12 protein-coding genes, 2 tRNA genes and 3 rRNA genes are annotated in these 20,927 nt (G+C 45.6%); 12 read left to right on the top strand and 5 right to left on the bottom strand.

The genetic code is table 11. The annotated features are described in order from the left end of the window. The first annotated feature begins 17 nt into the window (after nucleotides 1-17). The 7 genes from rpoC (at nucleotide 18) to rrf (ending at nucleotide 10,449) form a co-directional block, all read left to right on the top strand. Nucleotides 18-4,328, top strand: a complete 4,311-nt coding sequence (gene rpoC / locus F8C82_RS02060; protein ID WP_151691773.1) for a DNA-directed RNA polymerase subunit beta' — start codon at nucleotides 18-20, stop codon at nucleotides 4,326-4,328. A 1-nt stretch (nucleotide 4,329) separates the two neighbouring features. Continuing rightward, nucleotides 4,330-4,653 carry a DUF3467 domain-containing protein gene (locus F8C82_RS02065; RefSeq protein WP_151691774.1) on the top strand — a complete coding sequence of 108 codons (324 nt, stop codon included), beginning with the start codon at nucleotides 4,330-4,332 and terminating at the stop codon, nucleotides 4,651-4,653. Between the two features lie 752 nt (nucleotides 4,654-5,405). Then, nucleotides 5,406-6,924: ribosomal RNA gene (locus tag F8C82_RS02070) — 16S ribosomal RNA — on the top strand. 164 nt (nucleotides 6,925-7,088) lie between these two features. Beyond that, nucleotides 7,089-7,162, top strand: a tRNA-Ile gene (locus F8C82_RS02075). 15 nt (nucleotides 7,163-7,177) lie between these two features. Beyond that, nucleotides 7,178-7,251: transfer RNA gene (locus F8C82_RS02080), tRNA-Ala, on the top strand. A 144-nt stretch (nucleotides 7,252-7,395) separates the two neighbouring features. Further along, nucleotides 7,396-10,272, top strand: a 23S ribosomal RNA gene (locus tag F8C82_RS02085). Nucleotides 10,273-10,338: 66 nt separating this feature from the next. Continuing rightward, nucleotides 10,339-10,449 (top strand): 5S ribosomal RNA (gene rrf, locus F8C82_RS02090). The 16S, 23S and 5S rRNA genes sit together here with 2 tRNA genes alongside, the layout of an rRNA operon. A gap of 315 nt (nucleotides 10,450-10,764) precedes the next feature. Here the strand turns inward: rrf and F8C82_RS02095 are convergent. After that, entirely contained in the window at nucleotides 10,765-12,729 is a 1,965-nt protein-coding gene (locus F8C82_RS02095) for a sensor histidine kinase (protein WP_151691775.1), read from the bottom strand. A 67-nt stretch (nucleotides 12,730-12,796) separates the two neighbouring features. Here F8C82_RS02095 and F8C82_RS02100 point away from each other — a divergent pair, with 67 nt between their 5' ends. After that, nucleotides 12,797-14,077, top strand: coding sequence for an MFS transporter (locus tag F8C82_RS02100; protein ID WP_151691776.1), 1,281 nt, complete (start codon nucleotides 12,797-12,799; stop codon nucleotides 14,075-14,077). Here the strand turns inward: F8C82_RS02100 and F8C82_RS02105 are convergent. Further along, entirely contained in the window at nucleotides 14,071-14,481 is a 411-nt protein-coding gene (locus F8C82_RS02105; protein WP_151691777.1) for a hypothetical protein, read from the bottom strand. The two genes, F8C82_RS02100 and F8C82_RS02105, sit on opposite strands and share 7 nt — an antisense overlap. 141 nt (nucleotides 14,482-14,622) lie before the next feature. Here F8C82_RS02105 and F8C82_RS02110 point away from each other — a divergent pair, with 141 nt between their 5' ends. From F8C82_RS02110 to F8C82_RS02125, 4 genes are read left to right on the top strand one after another with little or no spacing between them, the layout of a single operon-like run. Next, nucleotides 14,623-15,003, top strand: coding sequence for a hypothetical protein (locus tag F8C82_RS02110; RefSeq protein WP_151691778.1), 381 nt, complete (start codon nucleotides 14,623-14,625; stop codon nucleotides 15,001-15,003). Nucleotides 15,004-15,020: 17 nt separating this feature from the next. Next, complete coding sequence (locus tag F8C82_RS02115) at nucleotides 15,021-15,575, top strand: YceI family protein (protein WP_151691779.1); 555 nt, start codon at nucleotides 15,021-15,023, stop codon at nucleotides 15,573-15,575. Continuing rightward, complete coding sequence (locus F8C82_RS02120) at nucleotides 15,572-16,525, top strand: DUF5777 family beta-barrel protein (protein ID WP_151691780.1); 954 nt, start codon at nucleotides 15,572-15,574, stop codon at nucleotides 16,523-16,525. The genes F8C82_RS02115 and F8C82_RS02120 overlap by 4 nt, the downstream gene beginning before the upstream one ends. A 12-nt stretch (nucleotides 16,526-16,537) precedes the next feature. Beyond that, a complete protein-coding gene (locus F8C82_RS02125) occupies nucleotides 16,538-17,203 on the top strand; it encodes a c-type cytochrome domain-containing protein (RefSeq protein WP_151691781.1) in 666 nt (221 codons plus the stop codon). Here the strand turns inward: F8C82_RS02125 and F8C82_RS02130 are convergent. The 3 genes from F8C82_RS02130 to F8C82_RS02140 form a co-directional block, all read right to left on the bottom strand. Then, nucleotides 17,200-18,156, bottom strand: coding sequence for a succinylglutamate desuccinylase/aspartoacylase family protein (locus F8C82_RS02130; RefSeq protein ID WP_151691782.1), 957 nt, complete (start codon nucleotides 18,154-18,156; stop codon nucleotides 17,200-17,202). The two genes, F8C82_RS02125 and F8C82_RS02130, sit on opposite strands and share 4 nt — an antisense overlap. Before the next feature lie 16 nt (nucleotides 18,157-18,172). After that, nucleotides 18,173-19,513: an adenylosuccinate lyase gene (purB, locus tag F8C82_RS02135; RefSeq protein WP_151691783.1), complete on the bottom strand. Its 1,341-nt coding sequence runs from the start codon at nucleotides 19,511-19,513 to the stop codon at nucleotides 18,173-18,175. Nucleotides 19,514-19,614: 101 nt separating this feature from the next. Beyond that, nucleotides 19,615-20,790 carry a class I SAM-dependent rRNA methyltransferase gene (locus tag F8C82_RS02140; RefSeq protein ID WP_151691784.1) on the bottom strand — a complete coding sequence of 392 codons (1,176 nt, stop codon included), beginning with the start codon at nucleotides 20,788-20,790 and terminating at the stop codon, nucleotides 19,615-19,617. Nucleotides 20,791-20,927 lie beyond the last annotated feature (137 nt).

A 20,927-nucleotide genomic window follows, 5' to 3' on the forward strand; every position in this document is an offset into this window, starting at 1 on the left:
TTTAATCCTAGCGTACAATGGCTCTACGAAAAGGAGATCAGAACACCAATAGCGGATTCAACACGATTACGATTAGCTTGGCATCGCCAGAGTATATTCTCGAGCGTTCAAGCGGCGAGGTGTTGAAACCCGAAACTATTAATTACCGTACGCACAAGCCTGAAAGAGACGGACTCTTCTGTGAGCGTATCTTCGGACCTGTGAAGGACTACGAATGTGCATGTGGTAAATACAAGCGCATCCGTTATAAGGGAATCGTCTGCGACCGCTGTGGTGTAGAGGTTACCGAAAAGAAAGTACGTCGTGAGCGCATCGGTCACATCAGCTTGGTGGTGCCGGTTGCTCACATTTGGTACTTCCGCTCATTGCCTAACAAAATCGGTTACTTGCTCGGACTTCCAAGCAAGAAGCTAGATATGATTATCTACTACGAACGTTACGTTGTTATTCAACCGGCTGACGCAGTAGATAACGAAGGCAATCCGCTAACACAAATGCAGTTCCTTACGGAAGAAGAATACCTCGATGCACTCGAGCGTCTTCCAGTAGAGAACCAATATTTGGACGAAAACGATCCAAACAAGTTCATCGCTAAGATGGGTGCTGAAGCATTGATTTCATTGCTTCAGAGAATTGATTTGGACGAATTGTCTTTTTCTCTTCGTCACAAGGCGAATACAGAAACTTCACAACAACGTAAGCAAGAGGCTCTTAAGCGTCTTCAAGTTGTTGAAGCTTTCCGCGATGCCAATGGCCACATTGAGAACAAGCCAGAGTGGATGATTATGAAGGTGGTGCCTATTATCCCACCTGAATTGCGCCCTCTTGTTCCGTTGGATGGTGGTCGTTTTGCAACATCCGACTTGAACGATCTTTACCGTCGTGTCATTATCCGTAACAACCGTTTGAAGCGTCTACTCGAAATCAAGGCTCCAGAAGTGATCTTGAGAAACGAGAAGCGTATGCTTCAAGAGGCTGTGGATAGTTTGTTCGACAACACCCGTAAAGCAAGTGCTGTTAAGACCGATGCCAACCGTGCATTGAAATCACTTTCTGACAGCTTGAAAGGGAAGCAAGGTCGTTTCCGTCAGAACCTACTCGGTAAGCGTGTGGATTACTCGGCTCGTTCGGTTATTGTTATCGGACCTGAATTGAAACTACACGAATGTGGTCTTCCTAAGAACATGGCAGCGGAGCTTTACAAGCCGTTTATCGTTCGTAAGTTGATCGAGAGAGGTATCGTTAAGACGGTTAAGAGCGCGAAGAAGATTATCGACAAGCGCGATCCAGTAGTTTGGGATATCCTCGAAAACGTAATGAAAGGTCACCCGGTTCTTCTAAACCGTGCTCCGACTCTTCACCGTTTGGGTATTCAAGCTTTCCAACCAAAGCTGATTGAAGGTAAGGCAATTCAACTTCACCCGTTGACCTGTACGGCGTTTAACGCTGACTTCGACGGTGACCAAATGGCGGTACACCTCCCATTGGGACCTGCTGCAATTTTGGAAGCCCAGTTGTTGATGTTGGCCTCGCACAATATCCTTAACCCTGCAAACGGTTCACCAATTACAGTACCGTCTCAGGACATGGTTCTTGGTCTTTACTACATGACCAAGATGCGCAAGAACAGCGAAGACCATAAGGTTCGTGGTGAAGGCATGATTTTCTACTCTCCAGAGGAAGTGGAGATTGCCTACAACGAAGGTATGGTTGATCTACACGCTACCATTAAAGTTCGTACAGAGGACTTGAATGAGGATCACGAGGTAGAGACAATGATGATCGAAACTACAGTAGGTCGCGTTCTCTTTAACAAAGTGGTACCTCGCGGTGTAGGTTATGTGAACGAAGTATTGACAAAGAAAGCCCTTCGTGATATTATCGCGAATATTCTTCGTCGTTCTAACGTTCCAACGACTGCTAAGTTCCTTGATGATATGAAGAACTTGGGTTACTCAAACGCCTTCCGTGGTGGATTGAGCTTCTCCCTTGGCGATATCATCATTCCAGAAGCAAAAGAGAAACTCATTGCTGAAGCAGAAGGAGAGGTTCAAACCATCTTCTCTAACTATAGCATGGGTCTTATCACCAATAACGAGCGTTACAACCAAGTAATTGACGTTTGGACAAACACCAATGCGCGTTTGACACAAGCGGCTATGAACGAGTTGATCAGCGACCGTCAAGGTTTCAACCCGATCTACATGATGCTTGATTCAGGTGCACGGGGTTCCAAAGAGCAGATTCGTCAGCTTTCTGGTATGCGTGGATTGATGGCCAAGCCTCAAAAATCTGGTTCAAGCGGTGGAGAGATTATCGAGAACCCGATCATTTCCAACTTTAAGGAAGGTCTATCGATTCTCGAGTACTTTATCTCTACTCACGGTGCACGTAAAGGTCTTGCGGATACGGCGTTGAAAACGGCGGATGCGGGTTACCTAACTCGTCGTTTGGTTGACGTTGCTCAAGACGTTATCATCATGGAGGACGATTGTGGAACACTCCGCGGTCTTGAAGTTTCTCCATTGAAGAAGAATGAAGAGGTTGTTGAATCTCTTTACGAGAGAATCGTTGGTCGTGTTGCGTTGAACGATATCATCGACCCACTTTCAGGTGAAGTTTACGTGGAAGGCGGTTCAATCATCTTCGAAGAGAATGCACGTCGTATTGATGAAAGCCCACTTGAATCTGTAGAAGTACGTTCACCACTTACTTGTGAAAGTAAGAAAGGGATCTGTGCGAAGTGTTACGGTCGTAACCTCGCTACTGCTAAGGACGTTCAAATGGGTGAGGCTGTTGGTGTTATTGCAGCACAGTCGATCGGTGAACCAGGAACACAGCTTACACTACGTACCTTCCACGTGGGGGGTACCGCAGGTAACATTGCTGAAGAAAGCACTATGCGTGCTAAGTTTGATGGAATCATTGAATTTGATGACGTTCGTACTGTATCGGGCGAAGATTCAGAAGGCAACACTGTAGAGATCGTAATTGGTCGTACAGGTGAAGTGAAGGTGGTTGATGCGAAAACGGGTATTGCCGTAATGACCAGCAACGTTCCTTACGGTTCACACTTGAATGTTGTTGATGGTCAGAAAGTGAAGAAAGGTGACGAGATTTGTGCTTGGGACCCTTACAACGCTGTGATCATTGCTGAGCACCCGGGTGCCGTTGGATATCAAGATATCGTACAAGGTGTTACCTATAAGGTTGAGATTGACGAACAGACTGGATTCCAGGATAAGGTTATCTCTGACTCACGTAACAAGAAGCTCATCCCAACCATCCAAATTTTGGATAAGAAGGGCGCTGAAGTGAAGCACTATACTCTTCCAGTAGGTGCACACTTGATGGTAAACGAAGGAGAAGAAATCAAGTCGGGTAAAGTACTCGTTAAGATTCCTCGTAAGTCTGCCAAAGCGGGTGATATCACCGGTGGTCTTCCTCGTGTAACAGAATTGTTCGAAGCGCGTAACCCATCTAACCCAGCTGTGGTTAGTGAGATTGATGGTACTGTTAGTTACGGTAAAATCAAGCGTGGTAACCGTGAGATCATTATTGAATCTCGTACAGGTGAACAACGCAAGTACTTGATCAACTTGTCTAAGCAGATTCTTGTTCAAGAGAACGATTACGTGAGAGCGGGTATGGCGTTGTCAGATGGAGCGATTACTCCTAGCGACATTCTTGCTATTCAAGGTCCAACTCGAGTTCAAGAGTACTTGGTGAATGAAGTACAAGAGGTGTACCGTCTACAAGGTGTGAAGATCAACGATAAGCACTTTGAGGTAATTGTACGTCAAATGATGCGTAAAGTTGACATCAAGGATCCGGGAGACACTAGCTTCTTGGAAGGTCACTTGGCTCACGTTACTGACTTCATCGAAGAAAATGATCGCATTTTCGACAAGAAGGTAGTTGAAGAAGCTGGAGATAGCGATGTATTGCGTCCAGGACAGATTATCAATGCACGTCAATTGCGCGATGAGAACTCTCGTTTGAAGCGTGCCGACAAAGCATTGGTAGTAGCTAGAGATGCAAAGCCAGCAACAGCCGTTCCAGTACTTCAAGGTATCACAAGAGCTTCCCTACAAACGAAGTCATTCATGTCGGCAGCTTCCTTCCAGGAAACTACCAAGGTATTGAATGAGGCCGCTGTAGCCGGTAAGCAAGATACTTTGGAAGGCTTGAAGGAGAATGTGATTGTTGGTCACCGTATCCCTGCTGGTACAGGTATTAAGCACTATTACAAGTCAATCGTCGGATCGAAGTCGGACTACGATAAGATGATGGCTAATAAAGATGTTGAAGTAGAAAGCGCAGAATAATATGGAAGGAGATCCAAAAGACCCTAAGGGTACGAATTCGTTGAATATTGAATTGACGCCGGAATCGGCGGATGGTACATACTCGAACTTGGCCATCATCAATCACAGTCACTCTGAGTTCGTGGTGGATTTCGTTCAGATTATGCCGGGCATGCCAAAAGCAAGAGTGAAGTCGAGAATCATTCTTACTCCAGAGCATGCAAAGCGTCTCGCTAAGGCACTTTCGGAAAATGTAGCTCGCTATGAGCAGATGCATGGAGAGATTGCCGAGAAGGAACAGCCAGGAATTCCATTGAATTTTGGTGGTCCAACGGGACAAGCTTAACCTTCAATAATAGGTATAGAGCCGCTCACTGCAAGGTGAGCGGCTTTTTTGTTGCTATGTAACGTGAAAATTATGCATAAGCAACATATAGGTTATCAAACAGTTACGAAAAAGTTGCACAATTGGGGTAAAAAAACCTTCCCAAAAGGCTTGCGGGGAAGAAAGACTAGCTTACATTTGCAGCCCTCAACAACGAGGACGTTCATTGAAGGTAGCGCAGATAAAGACTAAAGATCAGCGATGGTTGGAGGTTAAAAAATCGGGAGCTAAGGAGAGAAAAAAAACTTTGAAAAGAGTTTGGATGATAAAGAAAAGTCGTTCTATCTTTGCAGCCCTTTTGCTAGGAAGCGTCAAGCGAAACTAGCGCGTTATTTGAAAGGAAAAAACGGCGAAAAAAACTTGGATAAAGTTTTGGTCAGAATAAAAAGCTGACTTAATTTTGCCGCCGCTAAAAGCTCAAGCGATCACATCAATGAGCGCGTTTTTTGACACTAGCGACGGCGAAAAAAAAAACTTCAAAAAAGTTTTGGTCAGAATAAAAACCTGACATACTTTTGCCGCCCCTTCCGACAGCAACGAAGCTGTGAGCCGCGAGGTTGACAAGCAGAAACAACGGAAGCGGGGAATAGATTAAGACAAGAAGTTCTTTAACATATTGCGTACAAAGAAAACAAGGAAAGCCAAGCCCTGAGATACTTTGAGACCTAGAGGCGAAAGCCTAGAGGAAACAGCAAAACAGCATCAAACGCTTTACAATGGAGAGTTTGATCCTGGCTCAGGATGAACGCTAGCGGCAGGCCTAACACATGCAAGTCGAGCGGGATTAATTAGCTTGCTAATTATGAGAGCGGCGCACGGGTGCGTAACGCGTATGCAACCTACCTCAAACAGGGGGATAGCCCGGAGAAATTCGGATTAATACCCCATAGTATTATTGATACACATGTATTAATAATTAAAGATTTATCGGTTTGAGATGGGCATGCGTCCCATTAGCTAGTTGGTGAGGTAACAGCTCACCAAGGCAACGATGGGTAGGGGGCCTGAGAGGGTGGTCCCCCACACTGGTACTGAGACACGGACCAGACTCCTACGGGAGGCAGCAGTGAGGAATATTGGTCAATGGACGCAAGTCTGAACCAGCCATGCCGCGTGCAGGATGACGGCCCTACGGGTTGTAAACTGCTTTTGTATGGGAATAAACACCACTACGTGTAGTGGCTTGAAGGTACCATACGAATAAGGATCGGCTAACTCCGTGCCAGCAGCCGCGGTAATACGGAGGATCCAAGCGTTATCCGGATTCATTGGGTTTAAAGGGTCCGTAGGCGGGTCTTTAAGTCAGAGGTGAAAGCCTACAGCTCAACTGTGGAATTGCCTTTGATACTGGAGATCTTGAGTGTGCGTGAAGTAGGCGGAATAAGTCATGTAGCGGTGAAATGCATAGATATGACTTAGAACACCGATTGCGAAGGCAGCTTACTAAAGCACTACTGACGCTGAGGGACGAAAGCGTGGGGAGCGAACAGGATTAGATACCCTGGTAGTCCACGCCGTAAACGATGATAACTCGCTGTCGGCGATATACGGTCGGCGGCCAAGCGAAAGCGTTAAGTTATCCACCTGGGGAGTACGCCGGCAACGGTGAAACTCAAAGGAATTGACGGGGGCCCGCACAAGCGGTGGAGCATGTGGTTTAATTCGATGATACGCGAGGAACCTTACCAGGGTTTAAATGCAGAGTGACAGACTGGGAAACCGGTTTTTCTTCGGACACTTTGCAAGGTGCTGCATGGTTGTCGTCAGCTCGTGCCGTGAGGTGTTGGGTTAAGTCCCGCAACGAGCGCAACCCCTACCATTAGTTGCCAGCGGTTCGGCCGGGGACTCTAATGGAACTGCCAGCGCAAGCTGAGAGGAAGGTGGGGACGACGTCAAATCATCACGGCCCTTACACCCTGGGCTACACACGTGCTACAATGGTAGAGACAGAGGGCAGCGACTGCGCGAGCAGAAGCGAATCTTCAAACTCTATCTCAGTTCGGATCGTAGTCTGCAACTCGACTACGTGAAGCTGGAATCGCTAGTAATCGCGTATCAGCCATGACGCGGTGAATACGTTCCCGGGCCTTGTACACACCGCCCGTCAAGCCATGGAAGCTGGGGGTGCCTGAAGTCGGTAACCGCAAGGAGCTGCCTAGGGTAAAACCAGTAACTAGGGCTAAGTCGTAACAAGGTAGCCGTACCGGAAGGTGTGGCTGGAACACCTCCTTTCTAGAGAAAAAAGAGAGCTGAAGAATAGGTTCTTTAGGGATGAAAGGATTGAGGAGTTTGGTTTTTCCTTCTTTGTATGTAATAGATAATGAGAAAGGCTTGGACCTTTCCTGGTAGGGGCGTCTACCGTAGAGATATGGGAGATGTCATTTAGCAATGAAAACAGTCCCGTAGCTCAGCTGGTTAGAGCGCTACACTGATAATGTAGAGGTCGGCAGTTCGAGTCTGCCCGGGACTACAAGATACCAGAGAAGGGGGATTAGCTCAGTTGGCTAGAGCGCCTGCTTTGCAAGCAGGAGGTCATCGGTTCGACTCCGATATTCTCCACAGTCTGACTTTATGAATACTTTGAACGCGGTAGCAGTATTGGTGTTTAGGGTAGAGAGTTAGAAAAGTTCTTTGACATATTGAATAGAGCAACAAAAAGAATTTCCGGTTGCAAGATGTATATCGTGTTTTGCAACACCGGAAGAAGAAAGTAGATAAGGGCATACGGCGGATGCCTAGGCTTCTAGAGACGAAGAAGGACGTGATAAGCTGCGAAAAGCTACGGGGAGGTGCACATGACCATTGATCCGTAGATATCCGAATGGGGCAACCCGGCATGTTGAAGACATGTCATCCGAAAGGAGGTTAACCCGGGGAACTGAAACATCTAAGTACCCGGAGGAAGAGAAAACAATAGTGATTCCCTCAGTAGTGGCGAGCGAACGGGGAATAGCCCAAACCGATTTTGTTTCGGCAAGGTCGGGGTTGTAGGACTGCGACGTAAGATGCATAATTAAGCTGAACCTACTGGAAAGTAGGACCATAGGGGGTGATAGTCCCGTAAGCGTAGCGTTATGTTATTTTTAGCAGTATCCTGAGTAGGGCGGGACACGTGAAATCCTGTCTGAATCTGCCAGAACCATCTGGTAAGGCTAAATACTCCTAGAAGACCGATAGTGAACAAGTACCGTGAGGGAAAGGTGAAAAGCACCCTGAATAAGGGAGTGAAATAGTACCTGAAACCGTGTGCCTACAAGCGGTCGGAGCATCCATGAGATGTGACGGCGTGCCTTTTGCATAATGATCCTACGAGTTGCTCCTCACTGGCGAGGTTAAGAATTTTAGGTTCGAAGCCGAAGCGAAAGCGAGTCTGAATAGGGCGTGCAGTCAGTGGGGGCAGACGCGAAACCAAGTGATCTACCCATGGTCAGGTTGAAGCTCTGGTAACACAGAGTGGAGGACCGAACCCGTTGACGTTGAAAAGTCTTGGGATGAACTGTGGGTAGGGGTGAAAGGCTAATCAAACTTGGAAATAGCTCGTACTCCCCGAAATGCATTTAGGTGCAGCCTCGGTATTGAGTGTTATAGAGGTAGAGCTACTGGTTGGATGCGGGGGTTTCATCGCCTACCAAATCCTGTCAAACTCCGAATGCTATAACATGCTTGCCGGGAGTGAGGGCATGGGTGCTAAGGTCCATGTCCGAGAGGGAAAGAACCCAGACCATCTGCTAAGGTCCCCAAATGTATGCTAAGTTGATCAAACGTGGTCAGACTGCATTGACAGCTAGGATGTTGGCTTGGAAGCAGCCATTCATTTAAAGAGTGCGTAACAGCTCACTAGTCGAGCGGTCCGGCGTGGATAATAATCGGGCATAAGCATACTACCGAAGCAATGGATTGTATTTATACAGTGGTAGGGGAGCATTCTATTTGCGCCGAAGGTGTGCTGCGAGGCATGCTGGAGCGGATAGAAAAGAAAATGTAGGAATGAGTAACGATAATGCGGGTGAGAACCCCGCACGCCGATAGACTAAGGTTTCCTCAGCAATGCTAATCAGCTGAGGGTTAGTCGGGACCTAACGCGAACCCGAAGGGGGTAGTGGATGGACAACTGGTTAATATTCCAGTACTTGTATATACTGCGATGGGGTGACGAAGCTGTGACAATCCCGCGATCTGACGGAATAGATCGTTAAAGCGTGTAGATATTGACGATGTAGGCAAATCCGCATTGTTAGTCGAACGTGATAGTACTCCAAGTCTTCGGATGCGGAGATAGTGGATGTAATCGTACTTCCGAGAAAAACCTCTAAGCTTCAGGTATATACAACCCGTACCGTAAACCGACACAGGTAGTCAAGGAGAGAATCCTAAGGCGCTCGAGTGAATCGTGGCTAAGGAACTAGGCAAAATCGCCTCGTAACTTCGGGAGAAGAGGCGCCCCACTCCGGTGGGGCCGCAGTGAATAGGCCCAGGCGACTGTTTATCAAAAACACAGGACTCTGCGAAATCGAAAGATGAAGTATAGGGTCTGACACCTGCCCGGTGCTGGAAGGTTAAGAGGAGATGTTATCTTCGGAGAAGCATTGAATTGAAGCCCCAGTAAACGGCGGCCGTAACTATAACGGTCCTAAGGTAGCGAAATTCCTTGTCGGGTAAGTTCCGACCTGCACGAATGGTGTAACGATCTGGGCACTGTCTCGGCCACGAGCTCGGTGAAATTGTAGTATCGGTGAAGATGCCGATTACCCGCAGCGGGACGAAAAGACCCCGTGAACCTTCACTACAGCTTAGTATTGACTTCGGACAAGTAATGTGTAGGATAGGTGGGAGACTATGAAGCGGCGTCGCTAGGCGTTGTGGAGTCGACGTTGAAATACCACCCTTTACTTGTTTGGAGCCTAACCCCTCACGGGGGACAGTGCTTGGCGGGTAGTTTGACTGGGGTGGTCGCCTCCAAAAGAGTAACGGAGGCTTCTAAAGGTACCCTCAGCACGCTTGGTAACCGTGCGTAGAGTGCAATGGCATAAGGGTGCTTGACTGTGAGACCTACAAGTCGATCAGGTACGAAAGTAGAGCATAGTGATCCGGTGGTTCCGCATGGAAGGGCCATCGCTCAAAGGATAAAAGGTACTCCGGGGATAACAGGCTGATCTCCCCCAAGAGCTCACATCGACGGGGGGGTTTGGCACCTCGATGTCGGCTCGTCACATCCTGGGGCTGGAGAAGGTCCCAAGGGTTGGGCTGTTCGCCCATTAAAGTGGCACGCGAGCTGGGTTCAGAACGTCGCGAGACAGTTCGGTCTCTATCTGCTGTGGGCGTAAGAAATTTGAGGGAATCTGACTTTAGTACGAGAGGACCGAGTTGGACGTACCGCTAGTGTACCTGTTGTGGCGCCAGCTGCACCGCAGGGTAGCTATGTACGGAAGGGATAAGCGCTGAAAGCATATAAGCGCGAAGCCCATCCCGAGATGAGATTTCTCTTAAGGGTCGTTATAGACGATGACGTTGATAGGCTACAGGTGTAAAGGCAGTAATGTCATAGCCGAGTAGTACTAATTACCCGTGAGCTTTTTTCTTCCCGAAAGTCTTTTTGTATGGCTCTATCAATATGTTAAAACATACGGTCTTAACCGACCGACGATTTATGGTGACTATTGCGTTAGGGATCACCTCTTCCCATTCCGAACAGAGTCGTTAAGCCTAACAGCGCCGATGGTACTGGGTTCGCCCCGGGAGAGTAGGTCGTCGCCATCCTTCAAGCCCTGTCAGTTCTGCTGGCAGGGCTTTTTTTTGCGCTGTACTTTTTTACTCAGTACTCAATCCTTATACGAGGTACAAGATGGTATGTGCTGGGTAGGTACAGAGATGTCTGGTCGCCTGCTAGCTGTCAGGGATGAGAGGTGAGCGCGTATACGATGTACTTCATCATATATTAAAAAGGATGCTAATTGCTTTTGGCAATTGAAGTTTAGCGACTCTTTCTCGAATCTGACTAGATGCTGGTGAAGTCTACTTCTCCTTCATCAATGATCTTTCCTTTGGAGCAGCTAAGAGCTATAAGAAAGTCTCCTACCGCGGTATCTTAAACACTATACAGAATCTATTCTCGAGTGGTTCAAAACTCAAAGTGCCACCGTGTTGATGTACTAGGATCTGAACGAGCTTGAGTCCCATTCCTCCCAATTTCTCATTACCAGTTTCACTTTTGTGATTGAGCTCTTTGAGGAGATGATCCGGTATCCCTTTTCCGCGATCACAAATCTCTGTCACTAGAAAGTCCTGTTCTACGTAAATCGTGCAATTAACTTCGGTGTTTTGTGGAGCGTATTTCAGGGCATTGCTGATCAAATTGCGTAGAATAGTACTGTACGCATGGGCATCGAGTCTCCAAAATAGATGAGGATCTACTTTCATAGAGAGCTTCATATGACGGACAGATTCTAGCACACTCATCAGGTTGTAACACTGCATAGCAATGGCATGAATATCAACATCCGATTTGCGGACTTTTAGATCTTTCGCCTGATCTCTCGACCAAAGAAGTAGGTTCTCGAGTAGGCCATGAACTTCTGTCAATCCTTGTTGGATGTTTTCGTGAATGGTTAAGCTCCCTGGTGTAAGACTGTCTCCTCGTTGAGGAATTTCTTTTAAAAGAAATAGTGAGTTACCAATGGGGCCTCGTAAATCATGACCAATGATGGAGAAAAGTCTGTTCTTCGATTCGTTTAACTCATTTAAGTACATGGCGTTTTCAGAAGCCTCTTTGCGCTGCTTAACCACTAGTTTGTACAACTGGAACATTACAAGTAGGAGGATGATTAGAATTCCCACACCAGTGTAGAGCAGGTTACGCTCATTGTTTAATTTGATGTTTTGAAGCGATGCTTCACGTTCTTTGATCTCTAATTCCTTTCTGTAAATTCTTTCTTGAATTTCACGCTCCATCGAGTTAAACAACTCTGTGTTGCTCATAAGGATGTTCTCCTTCACCAAAGTTGCATATTCCGTAGAGTAATTCAGAGCACGTGTCATATCCCCTAGCTCTGCATACAAATCCACCATGGATGCCGTGACGTGCTCGAGGATGAAATTGAATTCATTTTCTTTGGCCACTGGGTAAACCAAATCCGCGTAGTATACCGCTTTTTCGTAGTCTTCCTTTTTGAGGTACAGTCCGAGCAAGTTGGCCCAAATGACTAATCGTTGTTCTACAAAGCGGTCGTGCTTAAAGTAATACCCTGTATTTTCTGCCTTGTGAAGATAATAGGCTGAAGAATCAAGGTTTCCGAGTTGGAGATGGGCTATGCCTAAGTTGATATTGTTGTTGTTGATGTTCATTGTGTCTCCCGCAATCTTCGCAACCCTTCTGCTCATGTGCTCCATTTGAATACATCTTGGATCAATAGGAGAGCTGTTGATCATTGCAAGGCCAATGGTATTGTAGCATGCACACAGGTCGTGATAGTCTTCCATCTTTTCGAAATATGGAATGGCCTTTTCACAGTATGATATACTAAGAGAGTTGTTGTCGATTTTGTACAATAATTTGCCTAGCTCGAGGTAGGTGAGAGGTCGATAGACGGAGTCGGTGTAGGGCAACCAGCGCAATGCATTGTATTGTTCTTCGATGGCTCTGTTGAATTGGTCCTTTTGATTGTAGGCTACACCTTTATTCCGATATAAATACCCAATGTTTGTACTGTCTTTATGGGGAGTATGAGCCAAGGCTTTATCGATGTAGTACAAATTGGAATCTGTCTCCATTCGTATAGCGTGAAGAATGGCGTGTTCCCCAATAATTTTACTGTACATCAAACTGTCTTGTTTCGGATTCACCCGTGATAGCGCTGTTGCCAAAACGAAATGTGAGAATTCTGGATGTTCCCACAAGTGAGCCCTAGAGTTTTGTACAGCCCAGTTTTTAATGGCCGTATTCGTCTGACATGTATCTAGTTGTCGAAGAATTTCAGTGGTATCCTGACTGTAGGACAGCAGGCTACTGACGAAGAGTAGAAGGGTAGCGTATGGTTTCATAGAGGTCAATTCACACCTAAAATACAATTTCACTTCGGTAGAAACTTTCCGTAGCTTCGGATTCTCTATGAAAAGTGAAAAGAAATCTATTCAAAGGGCCTGGGCTTTTTATGATTGGGCGAATTCATCGTATTCTCTAATCATTTCTACGGCCATTTTTCCAATCTATTACAGCGCGATTACAGAGTCACATAACAATGGGCAACTTGAGATTTTCGGATCTTCATACAATAGCTCTGCGGTGTATTCAGCCACTATTGCAGCTTCATTTTTACTTATCGCTACACTCTCGCCTTACTTGAGTGCTCTGGCTGACGTCTCTGGACGCAAAAAAGCATTTATGCGCGGATTTGTGTTCTTAGGATCCATCTCCTGCATGAGTATTTTCTTCTTCACAGTAGATCACATTTGGATTGGACTGGTCGCGGCATTTCTCGCCAGTATTGGATTCTCTGGTTCATTGGTTTTTTACAATGCATTCTTGCCTGAAATTGCAGAACCAGAAGAGCAAGATGGACTTTCGGCGAGAGGGTTTATGTTGGGATATATAGGTAGTTCTCTATTGTTGATCGTTCTGTTAGTCATCATTCAATATCCAGAATGGCTAGGTACAACGAAGGCGTATGCAACCCGTTGGTCTTTTGTGGCCGTAGGTTTATGGTGGCTACTTTGGAGTTTTTATCCACTCAGAAAACTTCCCTATAACCCATATCACAAGCAAGCAAATGAGGGTTTTATTGGAGATGCGTATAAAGCACTCAAGAGTGCTTTTCTAACATTGATACGACTTCCGAGGTTGGGAAGGTTTGTCATGGCCTTTTTCTTCTTCTCTTGTGGAGTTCAAACGACCATTTTCTTGGCAACCTTGTTCGGAACGGAAGTACTAGATATGAAAAGTGGGGATTTGATTCTCACTGTACTTATTATCCAGTTTGTAGCTATTCTGGGAGCCTGGTTGTTCGCCAAACTTTCTGCTTTAATCGGCAATATAAAGGCAATAGCAGTGGCCGTTCTCGTTTGGGTATTGGTTTGTTTGGCAGCTTATTTCATCACAACCACCAATCAGTTTTTAGTGCTAGGAGGCGCTGTAGGGTTAGTGATGGGAGGTATTCAAGCTCTAGCGAGAAGCACCTATTCTAAAATGTTGCCAGAAACCGAAGATCACGCGACTTTCTTTAGCTTTTACGACGTGGCAGAAAAGGTGTCTACCACCTTGGGGATGGGCACTATTGCTTATTTGAGTGAGACAACCGGCGATCTTAGGAATGCGGCGATAGCACTCACCGCATTCTTTGTGATCAGCTTGATTTTCTTATTCTTTATTCCGAAAAGCAAGTACGTTTATTGAAAACGAGCTTGGTCGATGTCCAAAATAGTGGTCCCGAAGAGGTCATCTATCTTGAATCCAACGTAACGAGCTTTAACAGTAACCTTCATTCCTCTTTGAAGGGAGTCTGGAATAACAACGGTAGAATCTAGGTAACAGTTAATGCTTCCATCCAATTCAAAGCTTCGCTGTTCCATGAAAGTCACTTCGCCCGTAATGACTACAGGTTGATCTTCGTAACTCGCCTTGAATGCGGTAGAGTCCGACTCAAACTCAGAAAAGAAATCATGAGCGTAGCCTGAGTAAACGGCATCTTCTGAATGGATATCCCGGTGAGGCTTGAAGTACATCATGGAGCCAACAGCTACTCCAATAATGATCACGCCAATGAATACGAGTAATACAGCTTTCTTTTTTTGAGTCATGGTGGTATCGGTTAGAACAGAAATCTAAGTAGAATCTTTGAAATATCTATACGACTAGTTTCTTTTAATGGTTGTATACTAGATGGCAACTATATTTTAGCTTCTTACGTATATTTATCATTACGCGTAAAACACTATCTAATGAAGAACCTGTCGAAAGTCCTAGTACTTTCATCTTTCTCGGTCTTTGCACTGTCTACCAGTTGTTATTATGATAACTACGAAGACATGTATCAATACCTCCCCGATGAATCGTGTGACACTCCATTGAGCAGCTTCTCGGCAGATATCCAACCTTGGATTGATGCACAGTGTGTTTCTTGTCATGGTGATGTTTCTCCACAAGCTGGATTGGACTTAACAACTCATGCAAATGTAGCTGCAAAAGCGGCAAGCATATTGGATAGAATAAGCAGGCCTGAAGGAGATGGACTGCTCATGCCGCAAGGGGGATCTCCGCTAGACCAATGCAAGATTGATGGATTTAGCGTTTGGATAGACCTAGGGACACCGAATAACTAATAACACACCTATTGAACATGAAAAAGGCATTATTGACACTGGCTATTTTGGGATTGGCAACCGTTCAATCTTTCGGCCAACGCTACATGACACGTGAAGGATACATCCAGTTCTATTCTTCTACACCTATGGAAGATATTGAGGCTTCTTCGAATCAAGCGACTTCCGCTTTGGATAAATCGAATGGCCAATTGGTTTTTCGCATTTTGATGAGAAGCTTCACTTTTGAGAAGGCCCTGATGCAAGAGCACTTCAATGAGAATTATGTGGAGTCTGAAAAGTTTCCAAATGCTCAATTTGCGGGAACCATTACCAACTTATCAGATGTAGATTTTGACACAGACGGTGCCTACAATGTTAGCATTACTGGAAAACTCACCATTCACGGTGTTGAAAAGGAGCGCACGGTAAATGGTCAGCTACACGTTAAAGGGGAAGAGTTGTTACTGGAAACTGAATTTATGGTTGCTCCAGAAGACCACGATATCGAAATCCCTTCTGTAGTGAGAGATAACATTGCTAAGGAAATAAAGGTAACCGTTAAGGCCAAATACCAAGCTTCAGGACGATGAGTTTAAGAAGATTAATTACTGTGAAGAGCGTGCAACGCACGCTTTTCTTCATTTTCGGGACAGCCCTCTCTATTAGCTCCTTGGGGCAAGACGATATGTTCGACATGTTGGGAGAGGAAGAGGAACCGACGGTTTACACCACCGCCACTTTCAAGGGATCACGCGTGATCAACTTGCAAAGTACAGAGATGCCATCTGCAGGTGTGGGCCAATTTATCATCCTCCACCGATTTGGCGCCATCAACGATGAGCCTTTGTACAATTTCTTTGGATTGGATGTCGCTTCCGTCCGACTTTCATTCGATTATTCCATCAATGACTACATCAACTTTGGCTTGGGAAGATCTTCAGGTACCAAAGTATATGATGGTTGGGTGAAAGCAAAGCTACTTAGACAATCGTCAGGGGCACGCAACATGCCCATTTCGCTTTTGTACTACGGCTCTGTGAATGTGAACACGTCTAAATTTAATGATGACTACGATCACTACTTTTCCGAGCGTGTGAGCTATGTGAACCAGGTAATTGTCGGAAAGAAGTTCAATGAATCTTTCAGTATGGAGTTGGTACCAACCGTTGTGCACTTTAATGTGCGGGATACCCGTGAGCAGCCCAATACGCTCTTTGGCTTAGGAGCGGGTGGTCGTCTTAAGCTGACGAATAGAGTGGCAATTACCGCAGATTATATGCTGCAATTGCCTCAGAAGAACACCCGCTTGGTGAATGGAGTAGAAACGGCCTATAACAATTCCTTCTCTATTGGAGTTGATATTGAGACCGGTGGACACGTATTTCAGCTACACCTGACCAACTCTAGGGCGATTAGTGATCCGAATTGGATGATGAATACCCCAGGTAATTGGTTTGACGGAGATATCTTTTTTGGATTTAATATCTCTCGTGTTTTCACATTGCGCCGTCCTGAGCAACCAGAAGCACCAACTTTTTAATGGGATTGAATCATGAAAAAGCTCGTTTTCTTTACCGCCCTTTGCATCGTAGCGCTGTCAAGTTGTGTGCACGATCCATTTCCACCAGACCCAGAAACGGTTTGTGAGCAAGGAGGAGTTGATTTCGTAAACGAGATTCAGCCTCTGCTAACTGCAAACTGTGGAATGTCGGGTTGTCATGGCCAGGGATCTGCTCAAGATGGTTTCTCTGTAGAATCATACGCATCCATTCGAGAAGAAGTTGAACCTTTTGAGTTGAACGAGGGCGATTTGTGGGAACTCATTAATGAATCAGATCCTAATGACAGGATGCCTCCACCTCCAGCTAGTGCACTTACCGCTGATCAAAAAGATCTTATCAAAAGATGGATTATGGAAGGTGCTCAAGAAACGGATTGCGGCAGAACGGGATGCAATTATGTGGCCGTTCCGAATTACAATACGGACATTGTGGCCATTGCCGACAAATACTGTGGTGGAACTTGCCATGCCGGAGGTTCGCCTTCGGGAGGGTTTACACTTACCTCAAAGGCCGATTGGGAGAATGCAATTGACAACAGAGGATTGATTGATGCTTTAACCGGAAGTAATGGAAGAAAGCAGATGCCACCAAGTGGACAACTCGATTCATGCATCATCAACAATATAATAAGATGGAATACAACGGGGAGAAATTAATCTCTCCGTTGGATTTTTTCTACGGTTCCGATATGGAATAGTGCATCTCCTCGGTGGACCATTGGAATATTGTTGTGTCCAATGATGTAGCCTGAAATAGGCGAGATTACTTTCACCGAGAAACTGTTGTGGGGATTATTGATACGACCGATCAACTCTCCTTTTTTCACCTTTTGACCACTTTGCTTGTAACTGATGAAGAGGCCACTTGCATCAGCTCGTTCCCATTGAGCTTCATTGAAGTGAATCATTCGAGCAGGGTCTTTCATCTTCTTGTCCGTCATGCCCAAATCGTAAAGTACGCGCTTGATGCCTTTCACTGCTTTGGAAATGGCCTTTTCGTCGAAACGCAGAGATTCACCTCCTTCAAATACAATGATGGATTTACCCAAGTCGCGAGCTGTAGCTCTTAGTGACCCAGGAATAATACCACTGGTTAACGTGAAAGGCGCTTTGAAAGATTGAGCGATCTTCTTGCCAACTTCATCGCTTTCACTGTATCGAATTTGAGGATAGTTTGTTCTACTCGCTCCCCCAGTGTGAAAGTCGATACCGAAATCAATGATGGGTAAGATCTTATGAGAGATGGTATGGGCAACAATGGCCGCTAGTGATCCATCTGGAGATCCTGGGAAACTTCGGTTGACATCTTTGCCGTCGGGAACTTCTCTTGAAAAGTGGATGAACCCATAAACATTGATGATAGGAAGTGCAATGACGGTTCCTTTCTTCAAGTTGCGCAGTAGTTTACCGGCAACCATTTGTCTAACAATTTCAATTCCGTTGATCTCATCACCGTGCAATCCTCCTGAAAGTAAAACCACAGGACCTGGGTTTTCGGAACGGAAAACATGCACTGGCATGTGAATTAACGTACCAGAAGGCAGTCGAGCAATTTCAACTTCAATGATGGTTTCTGTCCCGGCTGGAACAGAAACCCCATCTATTGTCATGGTCTTATTATCCACCTTATTGACCGGTGTAATTGCTCGGTGTGATCGCCGTCAGTTCTTCTCGAACTTCAGGGGTAACATCCAAGCCCTTCACAAATTCAGCAATAGAATTTGCATTGATACCCTCATTGGTTCGGGTCAAGGCTTTCAGCGCCTCATAAGGTTTTGGATAACCTTCTCTTCTCAATATCGTTTGAATCGCTTCTGCAACAACGGCCCAGTTCTTTTCGAGATCAGCGGCAATCGCGTCGCGGTTAACGATGAGCTTACCAAGGCCTTTTAAGGTGTTGTTGAAGGCAATGATGGTGTGCGCCAATGGAACCCCCACATTTCTCAAAACCGTACTGTCAGTAAGGTCGCGTTGAAGACGTGAAATAGGCAACTTAGCGGCAAGGTGCTCAAAGAGTGCATTGGCAATTCCCAGGTTACCCTCGCTGTTCTCAAAGTCGATAGGATTTACCTTGTGCGGCATAGCCGATGACCCTACTTCTCCCGCTTTAATTTTTTGTTTGAAGTAGTCCATAGAGATGTAGGTCCATACATCACGGTCTAAATCAATCAATATCGTATTGATACGTTTCATACAATCAAAAAGAGCAGCCATGTTGTCGTAGTGCTCAATTTGAGTCGTGGGATTTGAGCGTTCCAATCCCAATATTTCGTTCACAAAGTGATTGCCGAATGCGTGCCAATCTCTATCTGGATAGGCCACATTGTGAGCGTTGAAATTTCCTGTAGCACCACCAAATTTAGCCGACATAGGGATGTGGCGAATTTGACGTAGCTGTTGGTCCAGACGTTCAACGAATACCATGATTTCCTTGCCCAAGCGAGTAGGGGATGCAGGCTGTCCATGAGTTCTGGCCAACATTGGAATCTCCTCCCACTCATTCGCCAATTCTTGAAGAGAAACGATGACTTCACCCAATAGAGGCAAGTACACTTCTTGAACCGCTTCGTGAATGGTAAGTGGGATGGAGGTGTTGTTGATGTCTTGAGAAGTTAGTCCAAAGTGGATAAACTCACTCCACTTCGTTAAGCCCAATTTCTCCATGTGCTCCTTAATCAAGTATTCCACCGCTTTCACATCGTGATTGGTGGTCTTCTCAATTTCTTTCACTCTCAGAGCAGAGGTTTCATCAAAGTCGAGATAAAGATCACGAAGCGCGTTGTATTGATCTTTTGGAAAATCTGCCAATTGAGGAATTGGAAGCTCCACTAGAGCGATAAAGTATTCTACTTCAACACGCACTCTATATTGAATGAGAGCGAACTCAGAAAAGTACTTTGAAAGGGGAGCACTGTGGCGTGCATAACGTCCATCTACCGGAGAAATCGCGTGCAATGCGGCGTTCATGTCTGCTGACTTTAATTTGAAAGCGCGAAGGTACGAAAAGCTATAGGTTTACCACATTAAAGAGCCCATCCTCATTCTGGGATATTTTACATGGCTCGCCCCTACATCACTCTCAGCATCAATCCCTTCAAATAATGTCCTTCTGGAAAGAAAATGTTTTCTGGATGATCTGCAGGTTGACGAAGTTCTTTCAGAATTTGAATGGGCCTTCCGGTTTCAATGGCCGCAGCGCGAATTGTGTCCGTAAACATTTGAGTGGATACATTTTGGCTGCACGAGAAGGTGAAGAGCAACGTCCCCGGTTTCATGTGTTGAATAGCAGTTGCGTTAAGTCGTTTATAGGCTTGAACCGCTTTGTGCACAGCTTTCTTTCTCTTCGCAAAGGCAGGTGGATCGAGAATAACGACATCGTAGTCGTTGTCCATGGTTTTCAAGAACTCTTGCACGTCGGATGCAAAAGAGCGGTGAGCAGTGGCGTTGGAATTCAGCGCTGCATTTTGATCAGCAAGTTCACAGGCCTTTTTAGAAAGATCTACAGAGTGAACTTCACGAGCCCCGTTGTTAAGTGCGTACACTGAAAATCCTCCGGAATACGCAAAGGCATTCAACACTTTCTTGTTCTTGGACATTTCACCAACGAGTTTTCGATTGTCGCGTTGATCTAAGAAGAAACCGGTTTTCTGTCCTTCTACCCAATTTACCGTAAAGGAATTGCCGTTTTCGAGAATGGTGGTCTCTTGTGTATCTCCAAAGAGAAAAGCACTTTCTATGGCATCGTGGTGTAAAGTATCGCCACTCTTGTCGTAGATCGTTTGAAGTCTTTCACCTGCAATAGAAGTAATAGCACGTTGAATAGAATCCAAGGCATTGTAAATACCTAGTGTATGGCATTGAATTACCACATGACCATTGTACCAATCGATGATGAGTCCAGGGATTCCATCACCTTCACCAAAGACCCATCGGAAGGCATTGGTTTCAGGATTCACCATTCCTGGGATAGAATGACGCATGTCCCATGCCTCACGTAGGCGATTTTCCCACCAAGCGTATTCTAGAAGTACATCTTCAAATGATAAGATCTTGATTCGGATGGATGCATTTGGGTTTTGGTAGTGACCGATAGCTAAGAATGCACCTGTAGAATCGCGTACGGTAACTATATCCCCTTCATTTACAGGGTCTTCCTTTTTAATGCCGCCACTGAAAATCCAAGGGTGGCGTCGCTCCATCGCTCTTTCTCGTCCTTTTTGGAGATAAACTGACTTCAATTCCATGACGCAAAGGTAAGGTGCAAAACACCATTTTGAGTTTACGGTGTGGTTCAATGAGTAATTGAGATTTTAACTTTACAATATGTATAGAGTTAAGAATAAAACTCAATGTTATCCAGTTGAAAACTATTTTTCTTCGT

The sequence above is a fragment of the Phaeocystidibacter marisrubri genome, from assembly GCF_008933165.1.
Taxonomy (GTDB): domain Bacteria; phylum Bacteroidota; class Bacteroidia; order Flavobacteriales; family Schleiferiaceae; genus Phaeocystidibacter; species Phaeocystidibacter marisrubri.

Bases quoted from the DNA above. Each gene is read 5' to 3' on its own strand.
- F8C82_RS02140 (WP_151691784.1), bottom strand. From the start codon at position 20,790: ATGGAATTGAAGTCAGTTTATCTCCAAAAAGGACGAGAAAGAGCGATG.
- F8C82_RS02095 (WP_151691775.1), bottom strand. From the start codon at position 12,729: ATGAAACCATACGCTACCCTTCTACTCTTCGTCAGTAGCCTGCTGTCC.
- F8C82_RS02100 (WP_151691776.1), top strand. From the start codon at position 12,797: ATGAAAAGTGAAAAGAAATCTATTCAAAGGGCCTGGGCTTTTTATGAT.
- F8C82_RS02130 (WP_151691782.1), bottom strand. From the start codon at position 18,156: ATGACAATAGATGGGGTTTCTGTTCCAGCCGGGACAGAAACCATCATT.
- F8C82_RS02125 (WP_151691781.1), top strand. From the start codon at position 16,538: ATGAAAAAGCTCGTTTTCTTTACCGCCCTTTGCATCGTAGCGCTGTCA.
- F8C82_RS02110 (WP_151691778.1), top strand. From the start codon at position 14,623: ATGAAGAACCTGTCGAAAGTCCTAGTACTTTCATCTTTCTCGGTCTTT.
- F8C82_RS02105 (WP_151691777.1), bottom strand. From the start codon at position 14,481: ATGACTCAAAAAAAGAAAGCTGTATTACTCGTATTCATTGGCGTGATC.
- F8C82_RS02120 (WP_151691780.1), top strand. From the start codon at position 15,572: ATGAGTTTAAGAAGATTAATTACTGTGAAGAGCGTGCAACGCACGCTT.
- rpoC (WP_151691773.1), top strand. From the start codon at position 18: ATGGCTCTACGAAAAGGAGATCAGAACACCAATAGCGGATTCAACACG.
- F8C82_RS02115 (WP_151691779.1), top strand. From the start codon at position 15,021: ATGAAAAAGGCATTATTGACACTGGCTATTTTGGGATTGGCAACCGTT.
- purB (WP_151691783.1), bottom strand. From the start codon at position 19,513: ATGAACGCCGCATTGCACGCGATTTCTCCGGTAGATGGACGTTATGCA.
- F8C82_RS02065 (WP_151691774.1), top strand. From the start codon at position 4,330: ATGGAAGGAGATCCAAAAGACCCTAAGGGTACGAATTCGTTGAATATT.